The 25,521-nt window shown below is 45.5% G+C and carries 26 protein-coding genes; 17 read left to right on the top strand and 9 right to left on the bottom strand.

What is annotated here, in order from left to right; translation table 11 throughout:
• The first annotated feature begins 69 nt into the window (after window positions 1–69).
• The 5 genes from GSQ66_RS00370 to GSQ66_RS00350 all read left to right on the top strand — a co-directional run bounded on the left by GSQ66_RS00370 (window position 70) and on the right by GSQ66_RS00350 (window position 4,026).
• Window positions 70–1,329: an aspartate kinase gene (locus GSQ66_RS00370; RefSeq protein ID WP_162425638.1), complete on the top strand. Its 1,260-nt coding sequence runs from the start codon at window positions 70–72 to the stop codon at window positions 1,327–1,329.
• Window positions 1,330–1,481: 152 nt separating this feature from the next.
• Complete coding sequence (locus tag GSQ66_RS00365; protein WP_162425637.1) at window positions 1,482–1,709, top strand: hypothetical protein; 228 nt, start codon at window positions 1,482–1,484, stop codon at window positions 1,707–1,709.
• A 90-nt stretch (window positions 1,710–1,799) separates the two neighbouring features.
• The gene (locus GSQ66_RS00360) at window positions 1,800–2,573 is read left to right on the top strand and encodes an enoyl-CoA hydratase-related protein (protein WP_162425636.1); all 774 of its coding nucleotides are present in this window, start codon (window positions 1,800–1,802) and stop codon (window positions 2,571–2,573) included.
• 329 nt (window positions 2,574–2,902) lie between these two features.
• Window positions 2,903–3,376 carry a Fur family transcriptional regulator gene (locus GSQ66_RS00355; RefSeq protein WP_162425635.1) on the top strand — a complete coding sequence of 158 codons (474 nt, stop codon included), beginning with the start codon at window positions 2,903–2,905 and terminating at the stop codon, window positions 3,374–3,376.
• Window positions 3,377–3,396: 20 nt separating this feature from the next.
• Window positions 3,397–4,026, top strand: coding sequence for a peroxiredoxin (locus GSQ66_RS00350; protein WP_162425634.1), 630 nt, complete (start codon window positions 3,397–3,399; stop codon window positions 4,024–4,026).
• A gap of 76 nt (window positions 4,027–4,102) precedes the next feature.
• On the opposite strand, the gene GSQ66_RS00345 is transcribed toward GSQ66_RS00350, so the two are convergent.
• Entirely contained in the window at window positions 4,103–5,014 is a 912-nt protein-coding gene (locus tag GSQ66_RS00345; protein ID WP_162425633.1) for a ClpXP adapter SpxH family protein, read from the bottom strand.
• Between the two features lie 122 nt (window positions 5,015–5,136).
• Between GSQ66_RS00345 and GSQ66_RS00340 the strand changes: the two genes are divergently transcribed.
• Window positions 5,137–5,451, top strand: coding sequence for a winged helix-turn-helix transcriptional regulator (locus GSQ66_RS00340; RefSeq protein WP_162425632.1), 315 nt, complete (start codon window positions 5,137–5,139; stop codon window positions 5,449–5,451).
• A gap of 3 nt (window positions 5,452–5,454) precedes the next feature.
• On the opposite strand, the gene crcB is transcribed toward GSQ66_RS00340, so the two are convergent.
• The 3 genes from crcB to GSQ66_RS00325 form a co-directional block, all read right to left on the bottom strand.
• A complete protein-coding gene (crcB, locus tag GSQ66_RS00335) occupies window positions 5,455–5,826 on the bottom strand; it encodes a fluoride efflux transporter CrcB (protein WP_162425631.1) in 372 nt (123 codons plus the stop codon).
• 21 nt (window positions 5,827–5,847) lie between these two features.
• Entirely contained in the window at window positions 5,848–6,276 is a 429-nt protein-coding gene (locus GSQ66_RS00330) for a VOC family protein (RefSeq protein ID WP_162425630.1), read from the bottom strand.
• A gap of 93 nt (window positions 6,277–6,369) precedes the next feature.
• On the bottom strand, window positions 6,370–6,999 hold the full coding sequence (locus GSQ66_RS00325; protein WP_162425629.1) for an HAD-IB family phosphatase: 630 nt from the start codon (window positions 6,997–6,999) through the stop codon (window positions 6,370–6,372).
• Window positions 7,000–7,114: 115 nt separating this feature from the next.
• Here GSQ66_RS00325 and GSQ66_RS00320 point away from each other — a divergent pair, with 115 nt between their 5' ends.
• The 3 genes from GSQ66_RS00320 to GSQ66_RS00310 all read left to right on the top strand — a co-directional run bounded on the left by GSQ66_RS00320 (window position 7,115) and on the right by GSQ66_RS00310 (window position 10,344).
• Window positions 7,115–8,359, top strand: a complete 1,245-nt coding sequence (locus GSQ66_RS00320) for a 3-deoxy-D-manno-octulosonic acid transferase (protein ID WP_162425628.1) — start codon at window positions 7,115–7,117, stop codon at window positions 8,357–8,359.
• Between the two features lies 1 nt (window position 8,360).
• A complete protein-coding gene (gene rsgA / locus GSQ66_RS00315) occupies window positions 8,361–9,284 on the top strand; it encodes a ribosome small subunit-dependent GTPase A (RefSeq protein WP_162425627.1) in 924 nt (307 codons plus the stop codon).
• Between the two features lie 358 nt (window positions 9,285–9,642).
• A complete protein-coding gene (locus GSQ66_RS00310) occupies window positions 9,643–10,344 on the top strand; it encodes an SDR family oxidoreductase (RefSeq protein WP_162425626.1) in 702 nt (233 codons plus the stop codon).
• Here GSQ66_RS00310 and GSQ66_RS00305 read toward each other — a convergent pair whose 3' ends face one another.
• Entirely contained in the window at window positions 10,345–10,986 is a 642-nt protein-coding gene (locus GSQ66_RS00305) for a fasciclin domain-containing protein (protein WP_162425625.1), read from the bottom strand. It lies immediately after the preceding gene.
• A 91-nt stretch (window positions 10,987–11,077) separates the two neighbouring features.
• Here GSQ66_RS00305 and GSQ66_RS00300 point away from each other — a divergent pair, with 91 nt between their 5' ends.
• The 6 genes from GSQ66_RS00300 (at window position 11,078) to GSQ66_RS00275 (ending at window position 15,133) form a co-directional block, all read left to right on the top strand.
• Window positions 11,078–11,536, top strand: a complete 459-nt coding sequence (locus GSQ66_RS00300; RefSeq protein WP_162425624.1) for a peptidylprolyl isomerase — start codon at window positions 11,078–11,080, stop codon at window positions 11,534–11,536.
• A 332-nt stretch (window positions 11,537–11,868) separates the two neighbouring features.
• Window positions 11,869–12,774 carry an NAD(P)-dependent alcohol dehydrogenase gene (locus tag GSQ66_RS00295; RefSeq protein WP_162425623.1) on the top strand — a complete coding sequence of 302 codons (906 nt, stop codon included), beginning with the start codon at window positions 11,869–11,871 and terminating at the stop codon, window positions 12,772–12,774.
• Window positions 12,775–13,055: 281 nt separating this feature from the next.
• On the top strand, window positions 13,056–13,658 hold the full coding sequence (locus GSQ66_RS00290) for a DUF7010 family protein (RefSeq protein WP_202923378.1): 603 nt from the start codon (window positions 13,056–13,058) through the stop codon (window positions 13,656–13,658).
• A gap of 42 nt (window positions 13,659–13,700) precedes the next feature.
• Window positions 13,701–14,027: a putative quinol monooxygenase gene (locus GSQ66_RS00285; protein ID WP_162425622.1), complete on the top strand. Its 327-nt coding sequence runs from the start codon at window positions 13,701–13,703 to the stop codon at window positions 14,025–14,027.
• A 15-nt stretch (window positions 14,028–14,042) separates the two neighbouring features.
• Window positions 14,043–14,330 (top strand): GldL-related protein, encoded by a 288-nt coding sequence (locus GSQ66_RS00280; RefSeq protein WP_162425621.1) that lies wholly within the window; start codon window positions 14,043–14,045, stop codon window positions 14,328–14,330.
• A 17-nt stretch (window positions 14,331–14,347) separates the two neighbouring features.
• Entirely contained in the window at window positions 14,348–15,133 is a 786-nt protein-coding gene (locus GSQ66_RS00275) for a class I SAM-dependent methyltransferase (protein ID WP_162425620.1), read from the top strand.
• Window positions 15,134–15,240: 107 nt separating this feature from the next.
• On the opposite strand, the gene GSQ66_RS00270 is transcribed toward GSQ66_RS00275, so the two are convergent.
• Together GSQ66_RS00270 and GSQ66_RS00265 are read right to left on the bottom strand one after the other, a co-directional pair.
• The gene (locus tag GSQ66_RS00270) at window positions 15,241–16,758 is read right to left on the bottom strand and encodes a sigma 54-interacting transcriptional regulator (protein WP_162425619.1); all 1,518 of its coding nucleotides are present in this window, start codon (window positions 16,756–16,758) and stop codon (window positions 15,241–15,243) included.
• A 242-nt stretch (window positions 16,759–17,000) separates the two neighbouring features.
• Entirely contained in the window at window positions 17,001–18,101 is a 1,101-nt protein-coding gene (locus tag GSQ66_RS00265) for a vWA domain-containing protein (RefSeq protein ID WP_162425618.1), read from the bottom strand.
• 159 nt (window positions 18,102–18,260) lie between these two features.
• On the opposite strand from GSQ66_RS00265, the gene GSQ66_RS00260 reads away from it, so the two are divergent.
• On the top strand, window positions 18,261–18,722 hold the full coding sequence (locus GSQ66_RS00260; protein ID WP_162425617.1) for an endonuclease domain-containing protein: 462 nt from the start codon (window positions 18,261–18,263) through the stop codon (window positions 18,720–18,722).
• Here GSQ66_RS00260 and GSQ66_RS00255 read toward each other — a convergent pair.
• Together GSQ66_RS00255 and GSQ66_RS00250 are read right to left on the bottom strand one after the other, a co-directional pair.
• The gene (locus GSQ66_RS00255; protein WP_162425616.1) at window positions 18,719–19,699 is read right to left on the bottom strand and encodes an acyl-ACP desaturase; all 981 of its coding nucleotides are present in this window, start codon (window positions 19,697–19,699) and stop codon (window positions 18,719–18,721) included. The genes GSQ66_RS00260 and GSQ66_RS00255 overlap by 4 nt on opposite strands.
• 196 nt (window positions 19,700–19,895) lie before the next feature.
• A complete protein-coding gene (locus GSQ66_RS00250; RefSeq protein ID WP_162425615.1) occupies window positions 19,896–20,840 on the bottom strand; it encodes a glycosyltransferase family 2 protein in 945 nt (314 codons plus the stop codon).
• A 1,137-nt stretch (window positions 20,841–21,977) separates the two neighbouring features.
• Between GSQ66_RS00250 and GSQ66_RS00245 the strand changes: the two genes are divergently transcribed.
• On the top strand, window positions 21,978–25,397 hold the full coding sequence (locus tag GSQ66_RS00245) for an amidohydrolase family protein (protein ID WP_238395759.1): 3,420 nt from the start codon (window positions 21,978–21,980) through the stop codon (window positions 25,395–25,397).
• Window positions 25,398–25,521: the final 124 nt, after the last annotated feature.

Here is a 25,521-nt window from a genome sequence, read left to right as displayed (position 1 = left end):
TACAAAAATATCATTTTTTGATTCATAAACGAAGGCTACCTATTTTTACGTGTTATAATCCCTGAAGGAATGAAAATATACAAGTTTGGAGGTGCATCCGTTAAAAATGCCGACGCTTTCCGGAACCTTGCGCAAATAGTGCTGAACCATGGTGGTAAAAGCAAGCTGCTTATAGTTGTATCGGCTATGGGCAAAACCACCAATGCATTGGAGCAGGTTTTTGACCAGGCCTTTCATAACAGAGACTATAACGATACTTTGCAGCAGAGCCGTGTTTACCACTATGAGATTGTACAGGCACTGTTCCCGGATGCAGGCCACCCTGTATACGAAGAGTTGGAGCACCTGTTTTCTAAATTAAACGATACGCTGCAAACCCTTAACCGCCAGGCAGGCTACGACCAACTATACGACCAGACCGTGAGCTTCGGCGAACTAATGGCCTCTGTTATACTGCACCACTTTCTGCAGTTGCAGCAGCTTACCAATACCTGGATAGACAGCCGCAAGTACATACAGACCGATACTACCTGGCGCGAAGCCAAAATAGACTGGAACTGGACCGAACGACTGATAAAGCGCGACCTGCCTCCTATACTCGAACAGCAACTTATAGTTACACAGGGGTTTTTAGGGGGCACCAACAATGGCCAGACTACTACGCTTGGCCGCGAAGGCTCTGACTTTAGCGGAGCCATATTTGCCTATTGCCTGCACGCAGAAGCCATGTATATCTGGAAAGATGTGGAAGGTTTACTGAATGCCGACCCAAAATACTTTACCGAAACAGTTCGCTACCCTGAGATATCATACCAGGAGACAGTAGAAATGGCTTATTATGGCGCCTCTGTTATTCACCCTAAGACTATAAAGCCGCTTGCAAACAGGTCCATTCCGCTGTACGTAAAGTCGTTCCTGAACCCAGAAGGCGAAGGTACCAAGATCTGCGATTGCCGTTACCAGAAACTGGCCCCTGCTTATATTATTAAGGAAAATCAGTGTCTGATCTCCTTCAGCGTTAAAGATTTCACGTTTATTTCTGAGAAAAACCTAGGCACAATTTTCAATGCCCTTTCAGAGCTGCGCCTTAAAATTAACCTGATGCAGAATTCCGCCATCTCGTTCTCGGTATGTACCGACTGCCATGCACAACGCCTGGAAAAGCTTTTACTAACCTTACAGGATGAATTTATTATACACTATAACACAGGGTTAACACTTTATACTATAAAAAACTACGATACCAACAGCATTAACAAAACCATAGAGGGCAAGCAGGTACTTCTGGAGCAGCGAACACGCACAACATTTCAATTTGTTAGTAAATAAAGTATATATTTTATGTAACAAATAGCACATATTTTATGTAGGTTATTTATATTTGCACATATAGTGTCAAAAGTTCCTATAAAACTACAGTTTCTAAATATTAGGAACTACGTATATAAGAATCTTCGTACCTACTAAATATTACGGCTTGTATGCAACCAGTTGAAAAAGTAAATAAGTTATTTGTTGTAAAATTATGTTTGCTTTGCGGGTTGCTATACCTGGGTTATGTAATGGAAGTGCCCCAATTGGTACAACCTGCAAAAGCCAAGTCACTGGAGCATTATGCTTACCCGGCTAATGATTATGAGCCAAAACAGATAAAGAAGCTTTACTACCGTATAATAACCAATCCTGAACCTGAAGAGATCGCTATTTAAGTTATAAGCCTGCAGCCTAGCAGGCTTTTTTTATGCGCTTGCCACAAAAAGCTTTAAATTAGCCTGCACATTAACTATGACATTTTAACTATGGAATTTATACTTGTTACGCCACAGGCACAGCCACACGTTGCCCTTATCCAACTTAACCGCCCCAAAGAATTAAACGCCCTAAATTTACAACTGATGGGTGAACTGCGCGATGCACTAAAACAGCTGGATGAAGATGAAAATGTAAGAGCTATAGTACTAACGGGTAACGAACGTGCTTTTGCTGCTGGCGCCGACATCAAACAAATGGCTGGCAAAACGGCTATCGATATGCTCAACATCGATCAGTTCTCTACCTGGGACCAGATCCGTAAGACTAAAAAGCCAATTATAGCTGCTGTGTCGGGGTTTGCATTGGGTGGCGGCTGCGAACTGGCCATGACCTGCGATATGATCATCGCCTCTGAAACGGCCATGTTTGGGCAGCCTGAAATTAAGATCGGGGTTATGCCAGGTGCGGGCGGCACGCAACGCCTGACCAAAGCCATTGGTAAAGCAAAAGCCATGGAAATGGTATTGACCGGTAAGTTTATGCCCGCCGAGGAAGCTGAAAAGCAGGGCCTGATTAACCGCGTAGTGCCTGTAGAACTATACCTGGAAGAAGCCTTTAAACTTGCCGGTGAAATTGCACAGCTATCACCGGTAGCGGTAAAGCTGGCAAAAGAATCTGTAAACCGCGCTTTCGAAACGCAACTGGATGAGGGGTTACATTTTGAGCGTAAGAACTTCTACCTCTGCTTTGCCTCTGAAGACCAGACCGAAGGCATGAACGCCTTTGTAGAAAAACGCAGACCGGAGTTTAAAGGAAAATAGTCTATAGTTAGAAAGTTAGAAAAGTATAAGTTAGAAAGTTGTTATACCCTTCTTGTCATTTCGAACGGAGTGAGAAATCTGAATCACGTTAAGAACCAGATTTCTCACTTTGTTCGTAATGACATTTTTTATGTTTGCCCAATTCCCTTACCTCCCAGACTCTTTAACTCCTAAACTCACAAACTATAAATCACTTTCTAACTTATACCTTTCTAACTTTCTAACTCCCAAACTATAAATAACTTTCTAACCTCTAAACTTTTTAACTTCCTAACTATCTCTTACCTTTGCAGCACAAATTCCTAGTTAGGAATAATTCTTATTTAGAAATGCAGCAACTTACACGGCAGGAACTACACAAACATATGGCAGCTTCGGGCTTAAAGGCCACAAGTCAGCGCATGGTGGTGTACGAAGCTATAGTTGCGCTGCACGGCCACCATCCTACTGCCGAAGAAGTGTACCAGCACCTTAAACCGGCAAACCCCAGTATCTCCTTAGGCACTGTTTACAAAACACTGGATACCTTTGCAGAGGCTGAATTAGTACGTCGGGTGCTGACGGAAGAAGGCGGTAAGCGGTATGATACCAACACCACCACGCATAGTCACATTTACTGCAGCAATACCCGCGAGATCATCGATTTTGAAGACCCGGAGCTGGAAATTGTGTTGCGTGATTTCTTCAGTAAGCGGCAGGTAGAAAACTTTGAGATCAAGAGCTTTGCAGTGCAGCTGACAGGCAAAAAGGTGGAGCCGGATAAACAAATAAGCATTTCAGGAGTTAGTAACCAGAATCTTTAAAACTAAAATAAATATATAAAATGGCAGTATTAGTAGGTAAAAAAGCACCTTCGTTTAAAGCAATGGCCGTAGAGAATGGCGAGTTTGTAGAAAACTTCTCTCTTGACCAATATATTGGCAAAAAGCACGTGATCTTCTTCTTTTATCCAATGGACTTCACGTTTGTTTGCCCAACAGAGATCATTGCCTTCCAGGACAGAATGGAAGAATTTGAGCGCAAGAACGTAGCTGTAGTTGGTTGCTCAACTGATACACACTTCTCTCACTTTGCATGGTTAAGCACACCACGCGCCCAGGGCGGTATCGCAGATGTTAACTATCCGTTAGTAGCTGATGCAGCTAAAACTATTTCTCAGAACTACGACGTATTGGCTGGCCACTACGAGTACAACGAAGATGGTGAAGTAGAATTTGTTGGCGAGCCGGTTGCTTACCGCGGTCTGTTCCTGATCGACAAAGAAGGTGTAGTTCGTCACCAGGTAGTGAACGATCTTCCGCTTGGCCGCTCTATTGACGAGGCGCTGCGTATGGTAGATGCACTGCAGTATTTCGAAGAGAAAGGCGAAGTTTGCCCTGCAAACTGGTCTGAAGGCAAAGAAGCAATGCAGGCTACTAAAGAAGGTGTATCTAACTACCTTGCAAAGCACTAAGCTTTAAAAGTAACTTATTGATAAAAAATCCCCGGCATTTTGCCGGGGATTTTTGTTTTATAGTCTATAGTTGGACCTACTGCTTCATCCACAAAGCGCCGTTCTTGGAAGCATACTTTCCGATCCTGCCTTCTGCGTGCAGTTCCTTCAGATATTCTTCTGCCTCACTTGTTTTCATGCCTGATAGCACCGCAAACTCTTTGGTGGTAAGCGTACTATAGTTGGCAAAGAGCGACGTGTAGCCGGTTTCATAAACCTGTTTTTTCGCCTCCGGATGCAGCTGTAACAATGCCTGCTCATACTGCTCGTACGGTCTTGAGCCATAGACCAGCAGGCGGTTATCATTCTCATCTGTCACAAAAATGGTCGGGAAGCCCCTAACACCCAGCTGACGTGCCAGGGTCAGGTCCTGCTGGAACAGCTCTACTGCTTTGCCTTCGAAGTCTGATTTTAACTGCGCTGCATCCAGGCCGGTTTGCTCTGCGGCAAGTGCCAGGTTGTCCCAGCGGGCAATGTTTTTCTTCTCCAGAAAGATCATCTCCTTTATTCTTCTCAGGAACTTCGCGGCTTTTTCTTCGCCTTGCAGCTGGGCAGCTTTAAAGGCTATAGATGGCGGGTAAGAAGATGGCAGCGGATCTTCCAGCCAAAGATCTCCATCTATGGGCATTTCGTAATGAGCGCCGGCTTCTTCCCAGTGCTGGGCTACGCTGGCAGGTCCGTTCACGTCGCGGCCGCCGTAGGCTTCCCAACTTGGCAGCAGACCGCCCATGCGGTACTCTATTTCAAAGTATGGTCCGTACTCCAGCGCCAGCTTCTTCAGTTGCGGATCAATACCCCAGCACGAAGAGCAGATCGGGTCGGTGAAGTATAATAGTTTAATTGGTTGCTTAGCGGCTGCAATATTGGTATCTTCTGTAGTTGCCTGTGTTCCCGGAATTTCGCATATTCCGGTTTCCATATTGCAATGCATCATTGGTTTCGTCTCCATGGTTCTATTTAGCTTTAAACATTGTAAAAATTAACCTGTTACCTTAGTAGCCAACAGGCTGTAAGGAATTACTTTTACAAAGGTCGGGCTATATATCAGGAGAGTCAATTAGTCAAAAAAACATGACTACCAACAATTTTTCACAGGACGAGGCGAGCTGCCCTGCCGAGAACATTTTAAAGCAGTTATCCGGAAAGTGGAAGCCACAGATTTTCAGGCTAGCACTGGATGGGCCGGTGCGGTTTAACAGCTTGCTGCGTCAGTTGCCAGGCTCCAACAAGCAATCGGTAGCTACAGCGCTTAAAGAAATGGAAGAGGCAAATATCCTGGTTAAAACCGTGGTACAGGAAAAGCCGCTGCATATTGAGTATACTTTGTCGGAGAGAGGGTTGGCAATGGTGGCAGTTTTTAAAAGTATGGAAGGATTCCTGAGTTAAGACCTATACCAGTTTTACCAGCCACAACCCCAGAAAAGTTGCCAGTAACCCGAGCAGCACGCTTGCCAGAACATAAACTATAGCCGGGCCATACTGACCGCCTTGCAGCAAGCTTATAGTTTCTCCGGAAAAGGCCGAGAAGGTGGTGAAACCACCCAGTACACCAGTTGCCAAAAACAAACGCCACTCATCCGACAAAGTCCCTTTGGCAAAAAAACCGAATACTACCCCGATCAGGAAACAGCCAAGTATATTTACTACAAGCGTACCTACCGGAAAATGGGTCAGGCTTTTTGTTTGTATAAGCTGCGATAACAGGTAACGCCCCACGCCGCCTATAAAACTGCCCGCCCCAATTGCCAGTAGTATCTTCATGCTAAACTTTAGTTCAGTTTATTACTTCTGCTCGTAATCGTAGTTCACCATCCAGTTAATACCGAACTTATCCGTGAACATGCCGAACAGCGCTCCCCAGAAAGTTTTGTTCAGCGGCATGGTTACCTTACCACCAGCAGACAAACCATCGAACAGGCGCTTCGCCTCGTCTTCGTTATCGGCGTTGATGGAGATAGAAAAGTTGTTGCCCATTATGGTTGCATGTCCGAACGCATCAGAAGAATCAGAGCCCATTAATGTGGTTTCTTTGCTGATCGGCAGGGATATGTGCATGATCTTGTTTCCTTCTGCTTCCGGGATCGGGTTTTCGGATGGCATGTCTTTAAAACGGCCTACATACGGAAAATCGCCGCCAAAAACAGATTTGTAAAAGGTAAACGCTTCTTCGCAGGTGCCTGCAAAGGTCAGGTAAGGGCTGATTGATGCCATGGTATAGTTATCAGGTTAGGTTATAGTTCTGTATTGCTTAATACTTCCAAATATAGAACATTTAAAATCTATCCCAACCAGGTAAGCTATAGTTCATTTGTCTTTTTTATACGGCACTATCTTTCCTTTTTTCACCAGCCAGGCTTTGTCTGCTTCGTCCAGAATTTCTTCCTTGTCGTCGGAGTATGCTTCTACAATTCTATACTTCTGGCCTTTAAAATGCTGCTCTAAACGGGCTATCTTTTCTTCGGCTTTGCAGGCTTTGCCCTCTACCAGGTATGTATTGTCTGTATAATTCGTCTTCGTCCCGAAAAAGCCATCAATCTTATAAAGCTCAAACAAGGGTTCTACGTAAATCTCAAGTCCGCCAGTAGCGCAAAACACCTGTACTCCCTGCATTTTCAGCTTATCCAAACGGCCTTTTATCTCCTGGTTAAAGTTATCAGGATATTCTTTCTCCCAGAACTCTTTGGCGTACTCTTTTACTTTTTCGGGTGGCAGGTTATCCAGGTAATTAAAGAAGTTTTCCTTAAACTCGGTCTGCCTGATCTGGTGCATTTTAAGCAGCGCTTTATAGTATAGCATTTGCACATAGTAAGCAGCTTTGTGTGGTTTTTTAGTACTGATGAACTTAAAGAACTCGTCTTTGGAGCTCTTGATGTAAAAGGTCTTGTTCAGGTCAAAAACTGCTACTTCAATCTCCTTTTCGGTGCTATCTACCATATTGGGTTTGCTGTTTAGGTAAGGGTAGTACGCAACTATAGTTAGCCGAGATAAGGCTGTACCCAACTAATACCACCTAAACCGCTATATTTGCAACACAACACAAACTATAGTTTTGAAACTACTCTACGACATCGGCCTGAAAGCTTACGACGGACTACTAACCGTGGCAGCTCCTTTTAACCAGAAGGCGAAACTGATGCTACAGGGCCGTGAAAACCAGTTTGAAAAGTTGCAGCAGGCTTTTGCCGGTAACACAGCGCCGGTGGTGTGGTTTCATTGTGCCTCGTTGGGTGAGTTTGAGCAGGGCCGCCCGGTTATAGAAGCTTTTAAAGCAGAGTTTCCGGAGTACAAAGTAATGCTCACGTTCTTCTCCCCTTCCGGCTACGAAGTGCGCAAAAACTATAGCGGCGCCGATTATATTTATTACCTGCCGCTCGACAGCGCTGCCAATGCCCGTCAATTCATTTCTATAGTTCAGCCAAAGCTGGCAGTGTTTATCAAGTATGAGTTCTGGCATTATTACCTGCAGGAGCTGGAGCAACGCCATATCCCTATACTTTCCATTTCAGCTATCTTCCGGCCGGACCAGGTTTTCTTTAAGCCTTACGGGGAATTTAACCGCAACATGCTGCGCCGCTTTACGCACATCTATACCCAGAACCAAACGTCGCTGGAGCTGCTGCAAACTATAGGAATAACCAACGCAACTATAGCCGGCGATACCCGCTTTGACAGGGTGCTGCAGACAGCCGCCACTATAAAACCAATACCGTTGGTAGATGCTTTTACCAGTGGCGGCGAGGTATTTATGGTGGGTAGCAGCTGGCCTGCGGATATCGAAGTACTGTTACCGCTTATCCGGAAGTATAAACCAACTATAAAGTTTATTATTGCGCCACACGAGATCCACGAAAACGGCATTGCGAGTTTAATGCAGCAACTGGGCGATGGCGCTGTGCGTTTCTCTAAAACTGATGCCCAAACTATAGCCAACTATAAGGTACTTGTGATCGATAACATTGGCATGCTGTCGGCGCTGTATAGTTATGGGACGTATGCCTACATTGGCGGTGCTTTTGGTAAAGGTTTGCATAACACCCTGGAGGCTGCCGTATTTGGATTGCCGCTGTTTTTCGGGCCAAAGTACAGCAAGTTTCAGGAAGCCGTGGAGCTGGTAAAGCTGGGTTGCGCGATGCCTATTAAAAATGCAGAGGAATTGTTAGCCGGTTTTGAGAAAGTACATACCACACCCGGAGCGCGCCAAACTATAACCGACACCGAAAAACAATACGTACAAGAGCAGTCAGGCGCCACCACACAAATTATGGCCGATATACAGCGCCTGTTAAAAAGATAAAATGAAAGGAGTTGTAGTTAAATCGACGGGGTCGTGGTATTTGGTACGCGATGCGGAAGGCAAGTTGCACCGTGCGCGCTTACGCGGCAAGTTCAAGATAAAAGGCTTGAAGGTGAGTAACCCGCTGGCCGTTGGCGACCGCGTAGAATTTGATATTGAAACGACCGGCGAGGATACTGCCGTGATCCACAAGATAGAAGACCGCGAAAACTACATTATCCGCCAGAGCACCCACAAAACAGCTTACTCGCATATCATTGCCGCTAACTTAGACCAGGCCCTGCTTATCGTTACGCTGGTTTCACCGCGCACATCCTTCGGTTTTATCGACCGCTTCCTGGTTACCGCCGAAGCATACGACATCCCGACGATACTTGTCTTTAACAAAACCGACCTTTACGACGAGGAGATGCGCGATTACCAGCGCCAGATAAGTCACATGTATCAGCAGATAGGCTACAACAGCATCACTGTTTCAGCTAAAAGCAACGAAGGGATAGAAGAGATGAACAGCCTGCTGCATGGCAAAACAACGTTGCTTTCCGGTCATTCCGGTGTTGGAAAATCCACGCTCATCAATATTATAGTTCCGGACCTGGAACTGAAGACTTCCGAGATTTCTGACTTCTCCGATAAAGGCGTGCACACTACCACCTTTGCCGAAATGTTTGAAGTTGATAAAGACACTTACATCATCGATACGCCGGGCATTAAGGAACTTGGTATAGTTGATATCCCTAAAAACCAGCTGGGCCACTACTTCCCGGAGATGCGCGAACGTATGAACCAATGCCGCTTTAACAACTGCACGCACTTTAACGAGCCCGGCTGCGCTATAGTAGAGGCCGTCCGCCATAACGAAATCTCCCTAACCCGTTACGAAAGCTACCTGAGTATACTGATGGGAGACGACAATAGGAAATAGTTAGAAAGTTAGAAAGTTGGGAAGTTTGGAAGTTAGAAGGTTAGAAGGTTGGTGAAATGTAGAGACGCAATATTTTGCGTCTTGTTTCTGGTTATAAGAACTTGGTCTATAGGACATATAAGATTCTTCGGCTGACGCTCGGATTGACCAAAATTGAATTTTAAACTTCAAAACCCAGACACTGCCAGGTCTTAATCATGTTAATCCTTTAATCCTGGAAATCCTGATTCAGACAATTTTGCTTTTTCGGACATAAATGTCCGGAACAGCCGATTCAATCAAATGCATCTTTCCAACAATTAACCATCACCCTTACAATGCGTTAGCAGTTTATATACCGCAACTATAAACTAAAGCTATGAAACTCGATAACGCTAATATTCTGATTACGGGTGGTACCTTAGGCATTGGTCATGCCACCGCCGATCTGTTGGTAAAACATGGAGCTAACGTGGCCATAACCGGCCGCGACGAAAAACGAACGCACAAAGCTGCCCGCTCGCTTGGTGCATTTCCTATAGTTGCCGATGTTGCTGATTTTGGCGATGTGAAGCATACTTTTTCTAGTTTCCTGAATGAGTTCGGCCACCTGGATGCCCTGATAAATAATGCCGGTATTGGAATATACAAACCACTGGATGAGCTGACGATAGCAGATTTTGAGCAGGTGTATCGGGTAAATGTTTTCGGGGCAGCGATGATGGCGGCAATGGCAGCGAGGATATTTAAGAAGCAGAACTATGGCAATATCATCAATATCGGGTCTACGGCGGCTACAAAAGGTGGCGAAGGCGGTTCGGTTTACGCATCATCAAAAGCAGCGCTGCGCAGCATGACCCAAAGCTGGCAGGCAGAGCTCCGGAAACATAATGTGCGCGTAATGCTGATCAATCCAAGTGAAGTAACTACCGCTTTTGGCAGAGAAGACCGCGAAGAGCGCCATGCACAGCCCAACAAACTACGCGGCCAGGAAATTGCCTGGGCTATAAAAAGCGCTTTGGAAATGGATAACCGGGGATTTATTCCGGAACTGGCCGTGTGGGCAACCAATCCGTTTTAACTATAGTTTCTTGTTTGGGTCTGATAGCAGCACTTTATCGATCACGTGAATTACGCCGTTGCTGCTTTGTATATCTGCCCGCTGCACTTCGGCTCCGTTAATTACGATACTGTTAGCTTGCTTTAGTACTTCCAGTTCTTCTTTACCCATTGTGTTTATGCGTGAGCCATGTTGCAGGGTTTCCGAATCCAGTTTACCGGCTACAATATGGTTATTTAAAAGCCTGGCAAGCCGTTGCTTGTTTTCTGGTTTCAGCAGGTTTTTCAAGGTATCGGTGTGCAGTGCCCGGAAGGCTTCGTTGGTTGGTATAAAAAAAGTGTAAGGCCCTGTACTGTTAAGCGACTTACTGAGCCCTGAGCTTTTAAATGCTTTCGAAAAGGAAGAGAGATTTGAGTCTGAATCAACAAACTGGGTAATACTTTTCAGTTTATCCTTTTCAGCATCGGTCAAGGCGCTATGTTCGTTATGTTCCGGAAACGCTTGCTGAGATGCTGCTACGCTGGTATTGGTGGTTTCGCTGCCGGTCTGGTTACCAGGGTCGCAGCCAAAAATAAACGTACTTAATAATAAGCTAAGGGTATAGATAGCGGTAACTATAGTTCTCATAATGTTTGTTTTCAAAAGATCCGGTAACAGGATCATTTCCGTTTACAAGGGGCGATATGGTCTTCTTAAACTATAAAATCCGTACTTTTGTTTTTAGATCATAAATTACAACTAATTAATAAAACGCATGAAAACCGCAGAAATACATACTGGCAAAGGCGTAATGAAAGTAGAGTTCTACGAAAAAGACGCTCCTAAAACAGTTGAAAACTTTATAAAACTGGCAAAAGACGGCTTTTACGATGGCCTGACATTTCACCGTGTTATTCCTGATTTCGTGATACAGGGTGGTTGCCCTAACTCGCGCGAAGGTGCCAAAGGCGTACCTGGTACAGGTGGCCCTGGTTATAAAATTGACTGTGAGCTAAACGGCGAGAACCAGTACCACGACCGTGGAGTGCTGAGCATGGCACATGCAGGCCGTAACACGGGTGGCTCTCAGTTCTTTATCTGCCACAGCCGCAAAAACACGGCGCACTTAGACCGTAACCATACCTGCTTTGGTAAAGTGGTTGAAGGCGATGAGGTGATAGACCAGATAAAGGCCAACGATAAGATCGAAAAGATTGTAGTGACCGAAGAATAAGCTTCGCAAACTATAACAATTGCCTGAAAGCCGCTCCAGTGAGGAGCGGCTTTTCTGTTTTTATAGTTACCGCTCATGTATAACTCCGGAAACTATAGTTTCAGGTTTCTAACAAATCAGGAGGCTTGGCAGCATTTGAGTTTTACAGCGCTACTAAACTATAGTTGATTGAGTTAGTAGCAAAGTATATAATTTTTACTATTTTTAGTTTGGGATAAACAATAGAGATGGTGGAAGCGAAACCAGGAACACCTGCAATAAGGTGGACTGGTGTATGTTGTTGCTTAGTAGATAACTGTTAAAAATTAAACGATTATAACGAAACAGATTATATGAAAGCAGTTATTTATGAGCGTTACGGAGCTCCGGATGTTCTGACATTACAGGATATTGATAAACCTGTACCCAAAAGCGATGAGGTTTTGATCAAGGTTTATGCAACCTCAGTTACTGCTGGTGACTGGCGAATGAGAAAAGCAGATCCTTTTTTAACCCGGTTATTCAATGGTTTATTCAAACCTAAAAGAGTAAAGATACTTGGTTTCGAATTGGCGGGCGTTATAGAGGAAGTAGGAAAAGAAGTTAGAACGTTCAAAGCAGGTGATGCCGTTTTTGCCTTTTGTGGGTACAAATTTGGTGGGTATGCAGAATACCGGTGTTTGCGCGAAACCGATGTAATTGCTTTAAAACCATTTAACATGACTTTTGAGCAGGCTGCAACTGTACCTTTGGGCTCTTTAACTGCCTTGTCGCGTTTGCGCAAAGGCAAGATTAGCGAAGGCCAGAAAGTATTGATCTATGGCGCTTCAGGAAGTGTTGGAACGTTTGCCATACAGTTAGCCAAATATTTTGGTGCTGAAATCACAGCGGTATGCAGTACAAATAATACCGAGTTGGCAAGGTCGATCGGAGCAGATAAAACAGTGGATTATAAAAAAGAGGACTTTACGGCTTTAGAGGAAAAATTTGATCTGATTTTTGATGCAGTAGGTAAAATAAAGAAGTCTGATTCTAAAAAATTATTGAAACCAACTGGCAGCTTTATTTCGGTTAACGGGCAGACAAAACCAACGCAACAGGATCTGATCCTGATCAAAGAGATAATTGAAGCCGGTAAATTAACTTCCATAATAGACCGAACTTATAATTTAAACGAAATACAAGACGCGCATCGGTATGTAGAACAATTCCGGAAAAAAGGGAATGTTTCAGTTAGAGTTGCTATAGATGAAGGATGAACTTGCTGTTGCCGGCTATAAATCCAGAAGCTATAGTTTCAGCATTTTAACAAACCAGTAGGCTTAACAACTTTCGAGCTTTAGAGCGCTACTAAACTATAGTTGGAGTTGTGACTTACAAAGCATATAAATTTTACTATTTTTAGTTTAGGATTAACTTTAAAAGTGAATGCCCACTACGGTATTGCAAATGTGTGTGTGTTGTGTGTTATGCTATAGTTGGCAAAAGTGTAACAAATCAAAAAATAGAACCTAACTGAAATTCTCATAAACTAAACCGGATGAATAAAATGACATTGGTAAATGCTGATTCAGTTACAAAAGACGCTGTACAGGAAATACAGCACCTGAAAAATGCCCAACAGGATATGCGGGTTGCCTACCTGCATGGTTACCCTGGGGTGATAGTATCCGGGATGGTGTGGCTTATTTCAGCACTTGTAGCCCTATATGTATCTCCAGACAAAGCGGTTTGGGCCTTGCTTGTAGGAGGCGTCTTTATTCACCCTATTGGCATGCTGCTCAATAAAGCGCTGGGAGCGAGTGGTGTGCACGCACAGACTAATCCCCTTGGAAAACTTGCCATGGAAGGTACTATATTTATGATCATGTGCCTACCGCTGGCCTATGGGTTGTCTTTTCAGAAAGTAGAATGGTTTTTCCAGGGCATGCTTCTTATTATCGGGGGCAGGTATTTGCATTTTGCAACGCTCTATGGTTCCAGGCTCTACTGGGCACTAGGTAGTGGACTAGGGATGGCAGCCTTTCTGTTGTTTGCCATGCATGCACCTTCGCATACAACACTTTTGGTGGGCGCAACCATGGAGATCCTGTTTGGTCTTGTCATGCTTATAATGATTCGCAGCAGAAAATCGCTTCTATAATTGACACGGCCAAAAGCACCAGCCGCCAACAACTCTAAATATATGCACAACCCCGAAAACACAAAATATGGCTTGCACGGCAAACTAACAGCACAACAAGGCAAAGGCGACGAACTGGCTGCTATCCTGTTGCAGGCATCGGAACTGCTTAAAACTGCGAAAGGCTGCCATTTATATGTCATCAGCAAAGACCATCAAAACGCTGATACTGTGTGGATTTATGAGGTCTGGGATTCAAAAGAAGATCATGACAACTCATTACAGCTTACAGGTGTAAGAGAATTAATTGGCAAAGCCATCCCGATTCTGGCCGGACAGCCCGAAAAAGGCATGGAATTTACTGTGCTTGGCGGCACAGGCTTAAACTAAAAATTTCCTGAGGCCATGAACCACAATTATTTTTTAAGCACACTTTTTATACTCTCCTTCTGCCTGGGCCTGGTGGGTGCACTCTTTAAAATAATGCATTGGCCGGGGTCCGATTCCATTCTTCTTTCCGCCATCGGCATCTGGATCGTATTTATCCTGCTTGCGCTACAGGAGATCATCAGCTCTACCAACATTAACAAGTCAGAGAAAATAATGTGGGCCTTCGGGATGCTGCTGATGAGCGGTATAGTTGGCGTTGTATACATGCTTGTAGGCCGCCGACGCATTACCGGTAACTTTTAAACGTTTAACTATAGTTTATGCCTGATAATTACCTACAAGTAAACCGTGAGCTCTGGAATACCCGGACCCTAACGCACATACATTCAGAATTTTACGATGTAGCCTCTTTTAAAGCCGGCCGTAACTCGCTGAACGACATAGAACTGGCACTGCTCGGCGATGTAGCTGGCAAAAAGATACTGCACCTGCAATGCCACTTCGGGCAGGACACCTTGTCGCTGGCACGAATGGGCGCTATAGTTACGGGTGTGGATCTGTCGGAAGTAGCGATTGAGAAGGCAAGAGAGTTGGCTACGGAGCTTAACCTGGATGCCCGCTTTATCTGCTGTAATGTGCTGGAACTGGATAAGTACCTGGACGAGCAGTTCGATATCATTTTCTGCTCTTATGGCGTTATCGGCTGGCACCCCGACATGAACGCCTTTGCAACTATAGTCAGCAAGTTTCTGAAGCCCGGCGGCACCTATTACCTGATAGAGTTTCACCCTTTTATCTGGATGTATGATAACAACCAGGAAAATATCCTGTACTCGTACTTTAACGATGGACCTATAGTTGAGCTGGAAGAAGGAACTTATGCCGATAAGGATGCACCCATCAAAAACAACTCCTATACCTGGAACCACCCACTCAGCGATGTAATTGGCTCGTTGTTAAAGAATGGCCTTGAACTCACAGATTTCCAGGAATACAATTACTCGCCTTACAACATTTTTAAAGATATGGCGCAGGATGGCAACAGGTACCGACTGAAGGCCGGAAAGTTGCCTCTTGTTTATGCGATAGAAGCAATAAAGAAATAACAAAGCTATAGTTGTGCTCAGCCTGAAAAGCGCCGTAACAGAGAGGGCAGAAGCTACAAACTCCTGCCCTTAACCTTCTAACTTTTTAACTTTCTAACCTTCTAACTTTAAAAGTCGTCTTCGTCTTCCTCCCCGAATTTTGGCATCGTAAACATGCCGCTCAGCAGGTCTTTAAACTGCAAACCGGTGCTTAAACGGCTCTTGCTCAGCTGGCTGTGCTCGGCCAGACCATGCAGGGCAAATTCCATCATAAACAGTTTTTCATCGCCTTTAGCTTTGGGTTGCTGTTTCTCTATAAGCTCCGTTAAACCGGGTATGCTTTGCAGGTTCTTCTTATAGTCTGCGGCTGCGGCATCGTTCAATATATCTACCGTATTCCCATCGCCAAACCAGTCGGTTATCTTTTTATAGATATTACCGTCCTTCGCTTTTTTGGCTTTATCCGGGTCCGGAAAATACTTCAGGAATTGTGTGCGTATTGCTTTACCCATCAACACCTGCGCCACATGGCCTGCTCCCTCCTGCTCGCCTTCGTAAACCAGTTCTACCTTACCAGTCACCGACGGTATGGTATTCAGGAAATCGGACACCCGCACGTAAGTTGATTTTTCCCCGTTCAGTAAAGCGCGACGTTCAGCGGCACTCAGCAGATTCTCGAAAGCCGATATCGTTAGTCGTGCCGATACCCCACTCTTAGGATCGACGTACTCGCTTTCCCGGGCCTCAAAAGCAACCTGCTCAATCAGGTCGCCGATAATGTCGTTGGTTTTTACCAGCTCGCTCTGCTCTTCTTTAACCCTGGCTTCCTGCAACGTAATTTTTTTCCCGGTCTCAATTGTTTTAGGATAGTGCGTTATGATCTGCGAATCGATACGGTCTTTGAGCGGCGTAACGATAGAACCACGGTTGGTATAGTCTTCGGGGTTAGCTGTAAACACAAACTGGATATCGAGTGGCATGCGCACCTTAAAACCACGGATCTGAATATCGCCTTCCTGCAGAATATTGAACAGCGAAACCTGGATGCGCGCCTGCAGATCGGGCAACTCGTTTATCACAAAAATGCCCCGGTGCGAGCGCGGTATCAACCCGAAATGGATCACGCGTTCATCGGAGTATGGCAACTTCATGGTAGCCGCTTTTATCGGGTCGGCATCACCGATCAGGTCGGCAACCGAAACATCGGGTGTAGCCAGTTTTTCTGTATACCTGTCGTTGCGGTGCAGCCAGCTTACAGGCGTGTCGTCACCATGTTCATGAATAAGATCTTTGGCATAACGCGAGAGCGGCTGGAGTGGGTCATCGTTCAGTTCCGAGCCCTGCACTACCGGTATATATTCGTCCAAAAGGTCAACCATCTGGCGGGCAATACGGGTTTTGGCCTGGCCGCGCAAACCCAGCAGGTTTATATGGTGCATCGAGAGTATGGCCCGTTGCATATCCGGAATTACAGTTTCCTCATATCCCCAAATGCCCGGGAAAACCTCTTCTTTATTCTGTAATTTATCTATCAGGTTGCGGCGCAGTTCCTGCTTCACCGATTGCGGTTCGTAACCAGTTGCTTTCAGTTGCCCCAGTGTTTTAATGTTCAGTAACTTCTCTGCTGGTATGTCTTTATAGTTCATTCTTTTATAGTTGAATGGCTAAAATGTTTAATTGATGAATGGAATCTTTGGGATAAACTGTATCTTCCCTTTATGAGAAGAATCCCGCTTTATAAAATGCTCGAGATGATAGGCTTCTTAATTTTTATTATAGCATTCATCTCCAGAATATATTTTGAACTAAACCCTACTATTTATTACACAATATTTGGTGCCCTGATCCTACTATTTATGTATGCTAACTCTTTAAAGAAAAAACAATCTTAAAAGCTTTTCTTTCGGTTCTGGCCGTAGTCGCGGAATACCAAGTGGCCGAGGCCTTTCAGTGAACTATAGTAGGCCTGCCCGTTATTCACTTTTGTAAACTCGTCTACGAACTGCTGCAGGTATGGGTCCGATGCGATCATAAAAGTGGTAATAGGTATCTTAAGTCGGCGGCACTGCGCTGCCAGGTTCAGGGTTTTGTTTACCACTTTCCTGTCCAAACCAAAGCTGTTTTTATAGTAGTTCAGGCCAATTTTCAGGCAGGTTGGTTTTCCGTCGGTTATCATAAATATCTGCTTGTTAGGTGTTTTCCGTTTCCGCAGAATATCCATGGCCAGTTCTAAACCAGCAACGGTATTTGTGTGGTAAGGGCCCACTTCCAGGTAAGGCAAATCCTTCACTTCAATCTGCCAGGCATCGTTCCCGAAAACGATGATATCCAGTGTGTCTTTCGGGTATTTTTGTTTTATGAGTTCGGCCAGCGCCATGGCTACTTTCTTGGCAGGCGTAATACGGTCTTCGCCATACAAGATCATAGAGTGTGAAATATCGATCATCAGCACGGTGGATGCCTGTGTTTTGTGCTCCGTTTCTGTTACTTCCAGGTCCTGCTCCGTTAGCCTGAATTCGCCAAGTCCATGGTTTACCTGCGCATTCCGGATAGATTCAGTCATGGATATCTGTTCCAGTGCATCTCCAAAACGGTATTCGCGCTGGTCGGTGCTGGCTTCTTCGCCGATGCCGGTGTGTGGAGTTGCATGGCTGCCTTGTCCGCCTTTTTTCAGTTTCCCGAATATCTCTTCCAGGGCGCTGCGGCGTATGCCTTGTTCGCTCTTGGCAGTTAAGCTAAAACTTCCCCGCTCCTGCGGATTTTCATCCAGGTAGCCTTTCTTTTTCAGGTCTTCTATAAAATCGCCGATGCCGTATTCATCACTCGTCAGGTTATATTGTTTGTCTAAAGAACTGAGCCAGGCAAGCGCTTCGGCCACATCGCCGGAGCTTATAGTTACCAACTGCAGGAAAATCTTAAGCAACGTTTCAAAGGTCGGCTTTTCATCTTCCGGCGGAATAAATTCTGCAAATCTGTACCCTAAAGCCATAGTTGTAAAGTGTATATGTAGTATAACAACGGACTGTATCTAATGTTCTGTATACGAGGTTTACCTTCCCCCGGCCCCTTCCTAAAAACAGGAAGGGGAGATTTCAGGATGGTGTGGAACAGCTTTCAGCTTTATGGTGTTCGATGCTGAAACAAGAGTATGAGAAAAGATCAGTTACATAGTTTACCTCATCTGAAGGAGCAGCGGACAAGACTTCGGAACGAAATGACGTTTGCAGAGCAAGTGCTATGGCAGGAGCTTCGCAGTTGGAGATTACACGGTAAAAAGTTCAGACGACAACACAGTATCGAGAACTTTATAGTTGACTTTTACTGCGCCGCCGATAAGTTGGTAATTGAAGTTGATGGCGCTGTGCACGACACACCAGAAGCGATTGAGAATGATAAACTCAGGGATGAAATGCTAAGAAATTGGGGATATACTGTACTAAGATTCAGAAACGATGAAGTACTAGAGAAATATCAGAAGTTAAAGATAAGATCACGACATACTTTAGAAACTCCCCTTCCTGTTTTTAGGAAGGGGCTGGGGGAAGGTAAAAACAAAAGAGGCAGGCTGCTGATGCAACCTGCCTCTTTCTATAGTTTAACTGCTGGTTAGTAAGCTATCCAGCGGAACTTGTATTCTAATTCAGGAACTTTCATACGCTCTGCAACTCGCTTCAAACGGGCTGGCAATGCCATTACATAATCGCGGGCACGCTCACCGGCTTCGTTCAGACCAGTAAGGGTTTCAATTTTCCACTCTTTAATCAGGCCATCCAGGATATCGGTGTAGTCTGCTGAAGTGTAAACACCTAAACGCTGTGCTGCATCCGTGAAGTGACCAAATGTTTTACCAAGATCAACACCAAGCTCGCGCATGTAGTGTGCAGGCATTACGATCTTTTTACGCATCATGTCTTCAAAAGCCAGCATCATTTCGTTTGCGTCGGCTTCAAAAATCTTACCCACAAACGCTTTGTATGCTTTTGCGTGGCGGGCTTCGTCGGCAGCTACGTGGCCGCAAAGTTTTGCCAATACGTTATCGCCTTCTTTTTTAGCCAACTGCGCTACACGGCGGTGCGAAATGTTAGTTGCTGTTTCCTGGAACGAGGTATAAACAAACGAACGATAAGGATCATTGTCTGTCATCAGGTCAAACCCGTCTGCGATCAGGTATTGCGTAGACGCTTCCATTTCGCGCATGTTAATGCGGCCACTCAGGTACAGGTAACGGTTCAGCACATCGCCATGTCGGTTCTCTTCAGCCGTCCAGGCACGGTTCCAGCGCATCCACGGTCCGTTCGGGTCCTGGGGTAAGCCATCAATTGTCATCAGCCAGCTTTCGTAAGTAGGAAGTGCTTCTTCGGTAATGGTATCTCCTACCAGCACAGCAAGCAGGTCATAAGAAAGATCGCTTGCACGTTCGCGCAGAAGTTTGATCTCACTCAGGAAATTATCAAGCGTAGCGTCCGGTAAAAGGTCTGCCGGTTGCCAGCTATCTTCTACAGTTTTAAGAAGTTCAGTGATCTTTTCACTGACAAAATCTTCCATCCATTTTATTACTTCTACTCTTGAGGCGACTGCTGATATCATGTTTTGGTGCTTATATTAAAGATCAAATATACTGATTAATGCGAAAAAATGGCAAGCGAGTTAACAATTAGTTAATCAGGTAGTAAGCTTACCTTTTGCCTCTATCTAAGAGTCTACGAAAAAAATGAAAAGTGTTTAACGTAGAAAACCCATAAAAAATAGAACAGTATATATAATCTTTTAATTCCTTTATATTTTATTTCCTATACCTGAGCCTGAGATACAGGTTTCTTACGGCGTTAAGCTTTATTTGCTTGTTACTCAGCACGCTGATTAAGCTGTAAACTATACCTGGTTGTATTACCTGATCCCGCAGCAGTTTCAGAAATTGTGCAGTTTCTGTAAAGTGATTGGTAAGATAAGCGTGCCGGATCTCGTATTTTAACCTTTTTATTAAAGCGCTTTTTTCTGATGGCGTTTTTACCAGAGCCGCTGCTTTTTCGCACACCTTTATAGTTGACTGTAACATACGGCCCTCCGAACTATAGAATTTCTGCGACAACGAATGCTGATGTAACCTGCGTTTTGTAGTTACTTCGGGCAGGTATGTATAGTTCCAGTTACGGGCAGACCGTACCCAGAAATCAAAGTCCTCATACGCCAGTGTTTCATCGTAGCCGCCCAATTCTTCCAGCACTTCCCGGCGCATCATCATGGTAGGCGGGCAGATAAAATAGCGGCCTACTGCTTCTGAAAAAACATTACCGTCTGGTGCTGCCTTAAACTTCTGACTATGGTAATGCAGGTGCTCCGAATTATCGTTTATATACTCCGCATCTGAATAAACCACACCGCACGTTTGGTCTGTCTTCTCAAAAGCTTCCACCTGTTTCTCTACCCTGTCAGGTAGCAGCACATCGTCGGTCGCAAAGTCAATTACAAATTCACCTTTAGACGCACGCCAGCCCATATTAAAAGCTCTGCAGTTACCCACATTTACACCTGTGCTGATATAGTTTATCTGAGGAAATTTCTGAATGTATTCCTGTATGATCGCAGCGCTGTTGTCAGTACTCATGTCATCCACTACAATCAGTTCCAGGTTTGGATATGTCTGTGCCAGCACCGAGTCAAGTGCCTCTTTCAGAAAGCGCTCGTGGTTATAGCAAAGGCAGATGATGGTAACGAGGGGGTGCGGCATAGCTATAGTTTACAGCTTGCTAAATTAAGGATTTAAAGTTAGTTGTTTTATAGTTAGGGTAATGTGTTAGCGTCTGCGTTATAGTTTTATCACTTCCATTTGTCATCCAGAGCATTCTTGAGGCGCGAGTCGAAAAGAGCCAACACAGTCGAGAAACATTATGTGTTCTATAGTTTCACTTTTGTCATTTCGAACAAAGTGAGAAATCTGGATTCTATAGTTTGCGACTCTGCACTTAGAACCAAGCCTCATATTCCATAGTCACTTCTAATCCTGGGAGCTCTACTTACCTAATGTTTCAATCCAGCTTTGGTGCCCTCACGGCCGGGAGGCCCCGTCTTCGGGCATCGCGCTGCTGCTTTCTTGCTACCCTCGTGCCTCGGGTTGCCTGACGGCACCGCAAGAAAGCAAAGGCGCTCAACCCAAAGACTGAGATCAGTTCGATAGTTTCATTATAATTACTTGAACAGCTATAGTTGCATCGCTTTATCGTGGTTGTATTTCCGTAGGGACAGGTCGCGACCTGTCCTGTTTGTGGGCTATAACTATAGCAACCTCAGATTTCTCCCGCTAGTCGAAATGACAAGTCGAAAAAGCATTAGCAGAAAGTCCCCCTTTGAAGGGGTAGGGGGATGACAAACGGAAACTAAAAAACGATAACTAAAACTATAGCAACAGCCGGAATTCCCCTCTTGGGAGGGGCAGGGGTGGGTTATGACGACAACTATAAAACAAAATCTAACTATAACAAAGGCCGTAAAGCTCCTTCCCCTGTTGTTAGGGGAAGGCTGGGAAGGGGTAAAACGCCAACTATAAAACTATAGCCACAACTAAAGCAGTAACCCAATCCCAGAAATCCTTTAAATCTCACTTAATCCCGGTTCAGACAATGGCTGTCCCTACCGGGCCAGTTGCGTCAGGATACGCAACACCAGCATAATCACGAGTCCGGAGACTCGCGCCAGCAGCACGGACTATAGAACTGAAACTCACTTTATTATTTTCAAGATTAAGCCAGTAATTCTGCCTCTCTGCCGATTTTTAATAATAGTTGGTCTAAAGCAATTTTATGCTGAAGATCTCTTTTGTATATTCACCTTGACTAACTATACTTTCCTGTTCAAAATCAGTACTAACATGAAGAAACCACTACACCTGAACATAGGCGGCTGGAAGAAAAACCTGCTTCTGCTATGCTCGCTGGGCTTGTTGCTGGAGCCGGCCATGGCCCAGGAGGCAGCCAAAACCCAAAAAGACAAAGACAAGAAGGAGGAGAAAAAAGACCTTCCCCTCGAAGGTGCCCGCAAAATAAACATCAACACGTCCGAAGGGTCGTGGCTGGCGCTGGATGTGAGCCCGGATGGCAAGCAGATTATTTTTGATATGCTGGGTGACCTGTACCTGCTGCCTATAACAGGAGGTAAAGCAACGCAGCTAACAGACGGAATGGCCTTCGATACACAGGCGCGTTTCAGCCCGGACGGAAAGTCAATCGTGTTCGTTTCGGACAGAGATGGTACGGACAACGTCTGGACAATGGAACTGGCAACCAAAAAGCCAAAGCAGATCAGTAAAAGCAAGAACGAGAACTTCTTCTCTGCCGAATGGACGCCGGATGGCGAATACCTGGTAGCCTCGAAAGGTCGCCGTAACCTGAAACTGCACCTATACCACAAAGATGGCGGCACAGGTATACAGCTTATCAGTAAGCCTGAGAACATGAAAACAGTGGAACCGGCTTTCGGAAAAGATGGTCGTTACATCTGGTTTTCGCAGCGTAACGGTGCCTGGAACTATAATGCCCAGTTACCACAGTACCAACTGGCAACGTTCGACCGCCAGACCGGTGAGATCAGCAGCAAATCTTCGCGCTATGGCTCTGCCTTCACTCCTACCCTTTCTCCGGACGGAAAGTGGTTGGTATATGGTACGCGCCACAACAACCAAACTGGTTTAGTTGCCCAGAACCTGAAAACGGGTGAAGAGAAATGGCTGGCCTACCCGGTACAGCGCGACGAGCAGGAATCTATAGCACCGCTTGGTGTGTTGCCTGCCATGTCTTTTACCCCGGATAGCAAAGAGCTTATTGCGTCTTATGGCGGCAAAATCCACAGAATTCCTGTTGCTGGCGGTCCAGCACTTGAGATTCCTTTCCAGGTAAATACAGACATCGCAGTTGGCCCTCAGCTGGACTTTAAATACCCGATCAAGGATGATAAAATGATGACCGTAACGCAGCTTCGCGATGCAGCTGTGTCGCCGGATGGCAAGCGTGTTGCCTTTACTGCCCTTGACAGGCTTTATGTTATGGATTTCCCGAACGGTACGCCAAAACGCTTAACGGATCAGGACTTTACACAGGCTCAGCCAACCTGGTCTCCGGATGGTAAAACAATTGCTTACGTTACCTGGCACGAGAAAAACGGTGGCGCTATCTATAAAACAAATGCAAACGGCAAAGGCAAACCAACCAAACTGACACAGGAAAATGCCGTGTTCCAGGAGCCGGTATTTACGTCGAACGGAGAGCGCATCGTATTTGCAAAAGGTTCTGCACAGTCTTACAGAGAAGATCCGGGACCGGGCGCATTTGACGCTCGCCAGACTATAAACTGGATACCGGCAAAAGGTGGCCAGAGCACCTTTGTTACCAATGCAGGTGTGGGTGCTAACCCGCACTTCGTAAAAGGCGACGACCGTATTTACCTGTTCAACTATTCTGAAGGCCTGATCTCGATTCGTTGGGATGGTACCGACAAAAAATCATACCTGAAAGTAAAAGGCATTACCACGTTTGGAACAGTGAACGGTGATGGCGTGATGGAGGAAATGTGCCACATGCTGCACCAGAACGAGCGCGAGCCGCAACAACAGCCTTCAAACGCAACAGTGTTAATAAAAGCACCAGTTGGCGACAAAGCACTTGCACTCATCAACAACGAAATTTATGTAGTAACTATACCGGTTATAGGCGGCGAAACGCCAACTATATCGGTAGCTGATGTGGCTTCGTCGCAGTTCCCGAGCTGGAAATTAACGGAGATCGGCGGACAGTTCCCAAGCTGGTCTGCAGATGGCAAAACCGTTTACTGGACAATCGGACACGGTTTCTTCTCTTACAACCTGGATGAAGCCAGAGCGAAGAAAGAAGAAATGGATCTGGCTGCTGAGAAGAAAAAGGATGCTAAGGCTGAAGTAAAAACTGACAGTGCCAACGCCGAAAAAGAAGCCATCGTTATAGAAGGTTACAAGCCGAAAGAAACCAAAATTGCGATACAGGTTCCGCGTGATATTCCACAGGGTATCGTGTTATTTCAGGGTGCCCGCATTATTACCATGAACGGTGATGAAGTGATTGAGAATGGTGACATACTGGTGGAGAACAACCGCATTAAAGCAGTTGGTAAATCAGGTTCTTTAACTGTGCCGCAGGGTGCTAAAGTTATAGATGTAAAAGGCAAAACGATAACACCGGGCTTTGTAGATACGCACTCGCACATGTGGCCACGTTGGGGTGTGCATACCAATCAGGTTTGGATGTATGCCGCTAACCTGGCTTACGGTGTTACGACCACCCGCGACCCGCAGACCGGAACAACAGATGTGTTAACGTACAGCGACCTGGTAGATGCCGGCAAAATGATCGGTCCAAGAGTTTACTCAACAGGTCCTGGGGTAGGTTTCTGGTCTTATAACCTGAAGAGCCTGGAGCAGACAAAGAATGTATTGCGCCAGTATTCCGAATACTATAACACCAAGACTATAAAAATGTACCTGGTGGGTAACCGCCAGCATCGCCAGTGGATCATTATGGCAGCCAAAGAGCAGGGCTTGCTACCAACTACAGAAGGTGGCCTTGACTTTAAACTGAACATGACGCAGGCCATAGATGGTTACCCGGGCCACGAGCACTCCTTCCCGATCTACCCGCTTTACAAAGATGTGGTTGATTTCGTAGCCAAAACCAAAATGGCTTATACTCCTACGCTGCTGGTATCGTATGGCGGGCCGTGGGCTGAGAACTACTATTATGCTACAGAAGATGTGGTAGGTGACAAAAAACTGAACTACTTTACACCTAAGCCGGAATTAGATGCAAAGGCACGCCGCAGACCAGGTTGGTTCACGAAAGATGAGCACATTTTCTCTCGTCACGCGGAGTTTGTTAATGACCTTGTAAAAGAAGGTGGCCTGGCTGGTATCGGGTCGCATGGCCAGTTACAGGGCCTTGGTTACCACTGGGAAGTATGGTCTGTGCAGTCTGGTGGCATGAGCAACCACGATGCGCTAAAAGTAGCAACTATACTTGGCGCCAGATCGCTTGGTCTGGATGGTGATATCGGGTCTATTGAAAACGGCAAACTGGCTGACCTGGTAATTATGGACGGCAACCCACTGGAAAACATCCGTAACACCAACACGATTAAATATGTGATGCGCAACGGTCGCCTGTTCGACGCCAATACCATGGACGAGCTGGCCCCTACTGCACGTAAAGCACCGGACTTTGACTGGCACAGTGCGATGCCTGTTGGCGTACCTGGCGTAAAACAGTAGCAAACCAGCTTTTTTCAGTTCAAAAAGCCCTTCACTCAGGTGAGGGGCTTTTCTTTTTGGCATACTATAAAATATCCTATAGCCCCGTTCTTAAAACACACCAAAACAATTATATAGGAATGCT

Source organism: Pontibacter pudoricolor, from assembly GCF_010092985.1.
GTDB lineage: Bacteria > Bacteroidota > Bacteroidia > Cytophagales > Hymenobacteraceae > Pontibacter > Pontibacter pudoricolor.
This window is presented reverse-complemented; position numbering and strand designations above follow the sequence as displayed.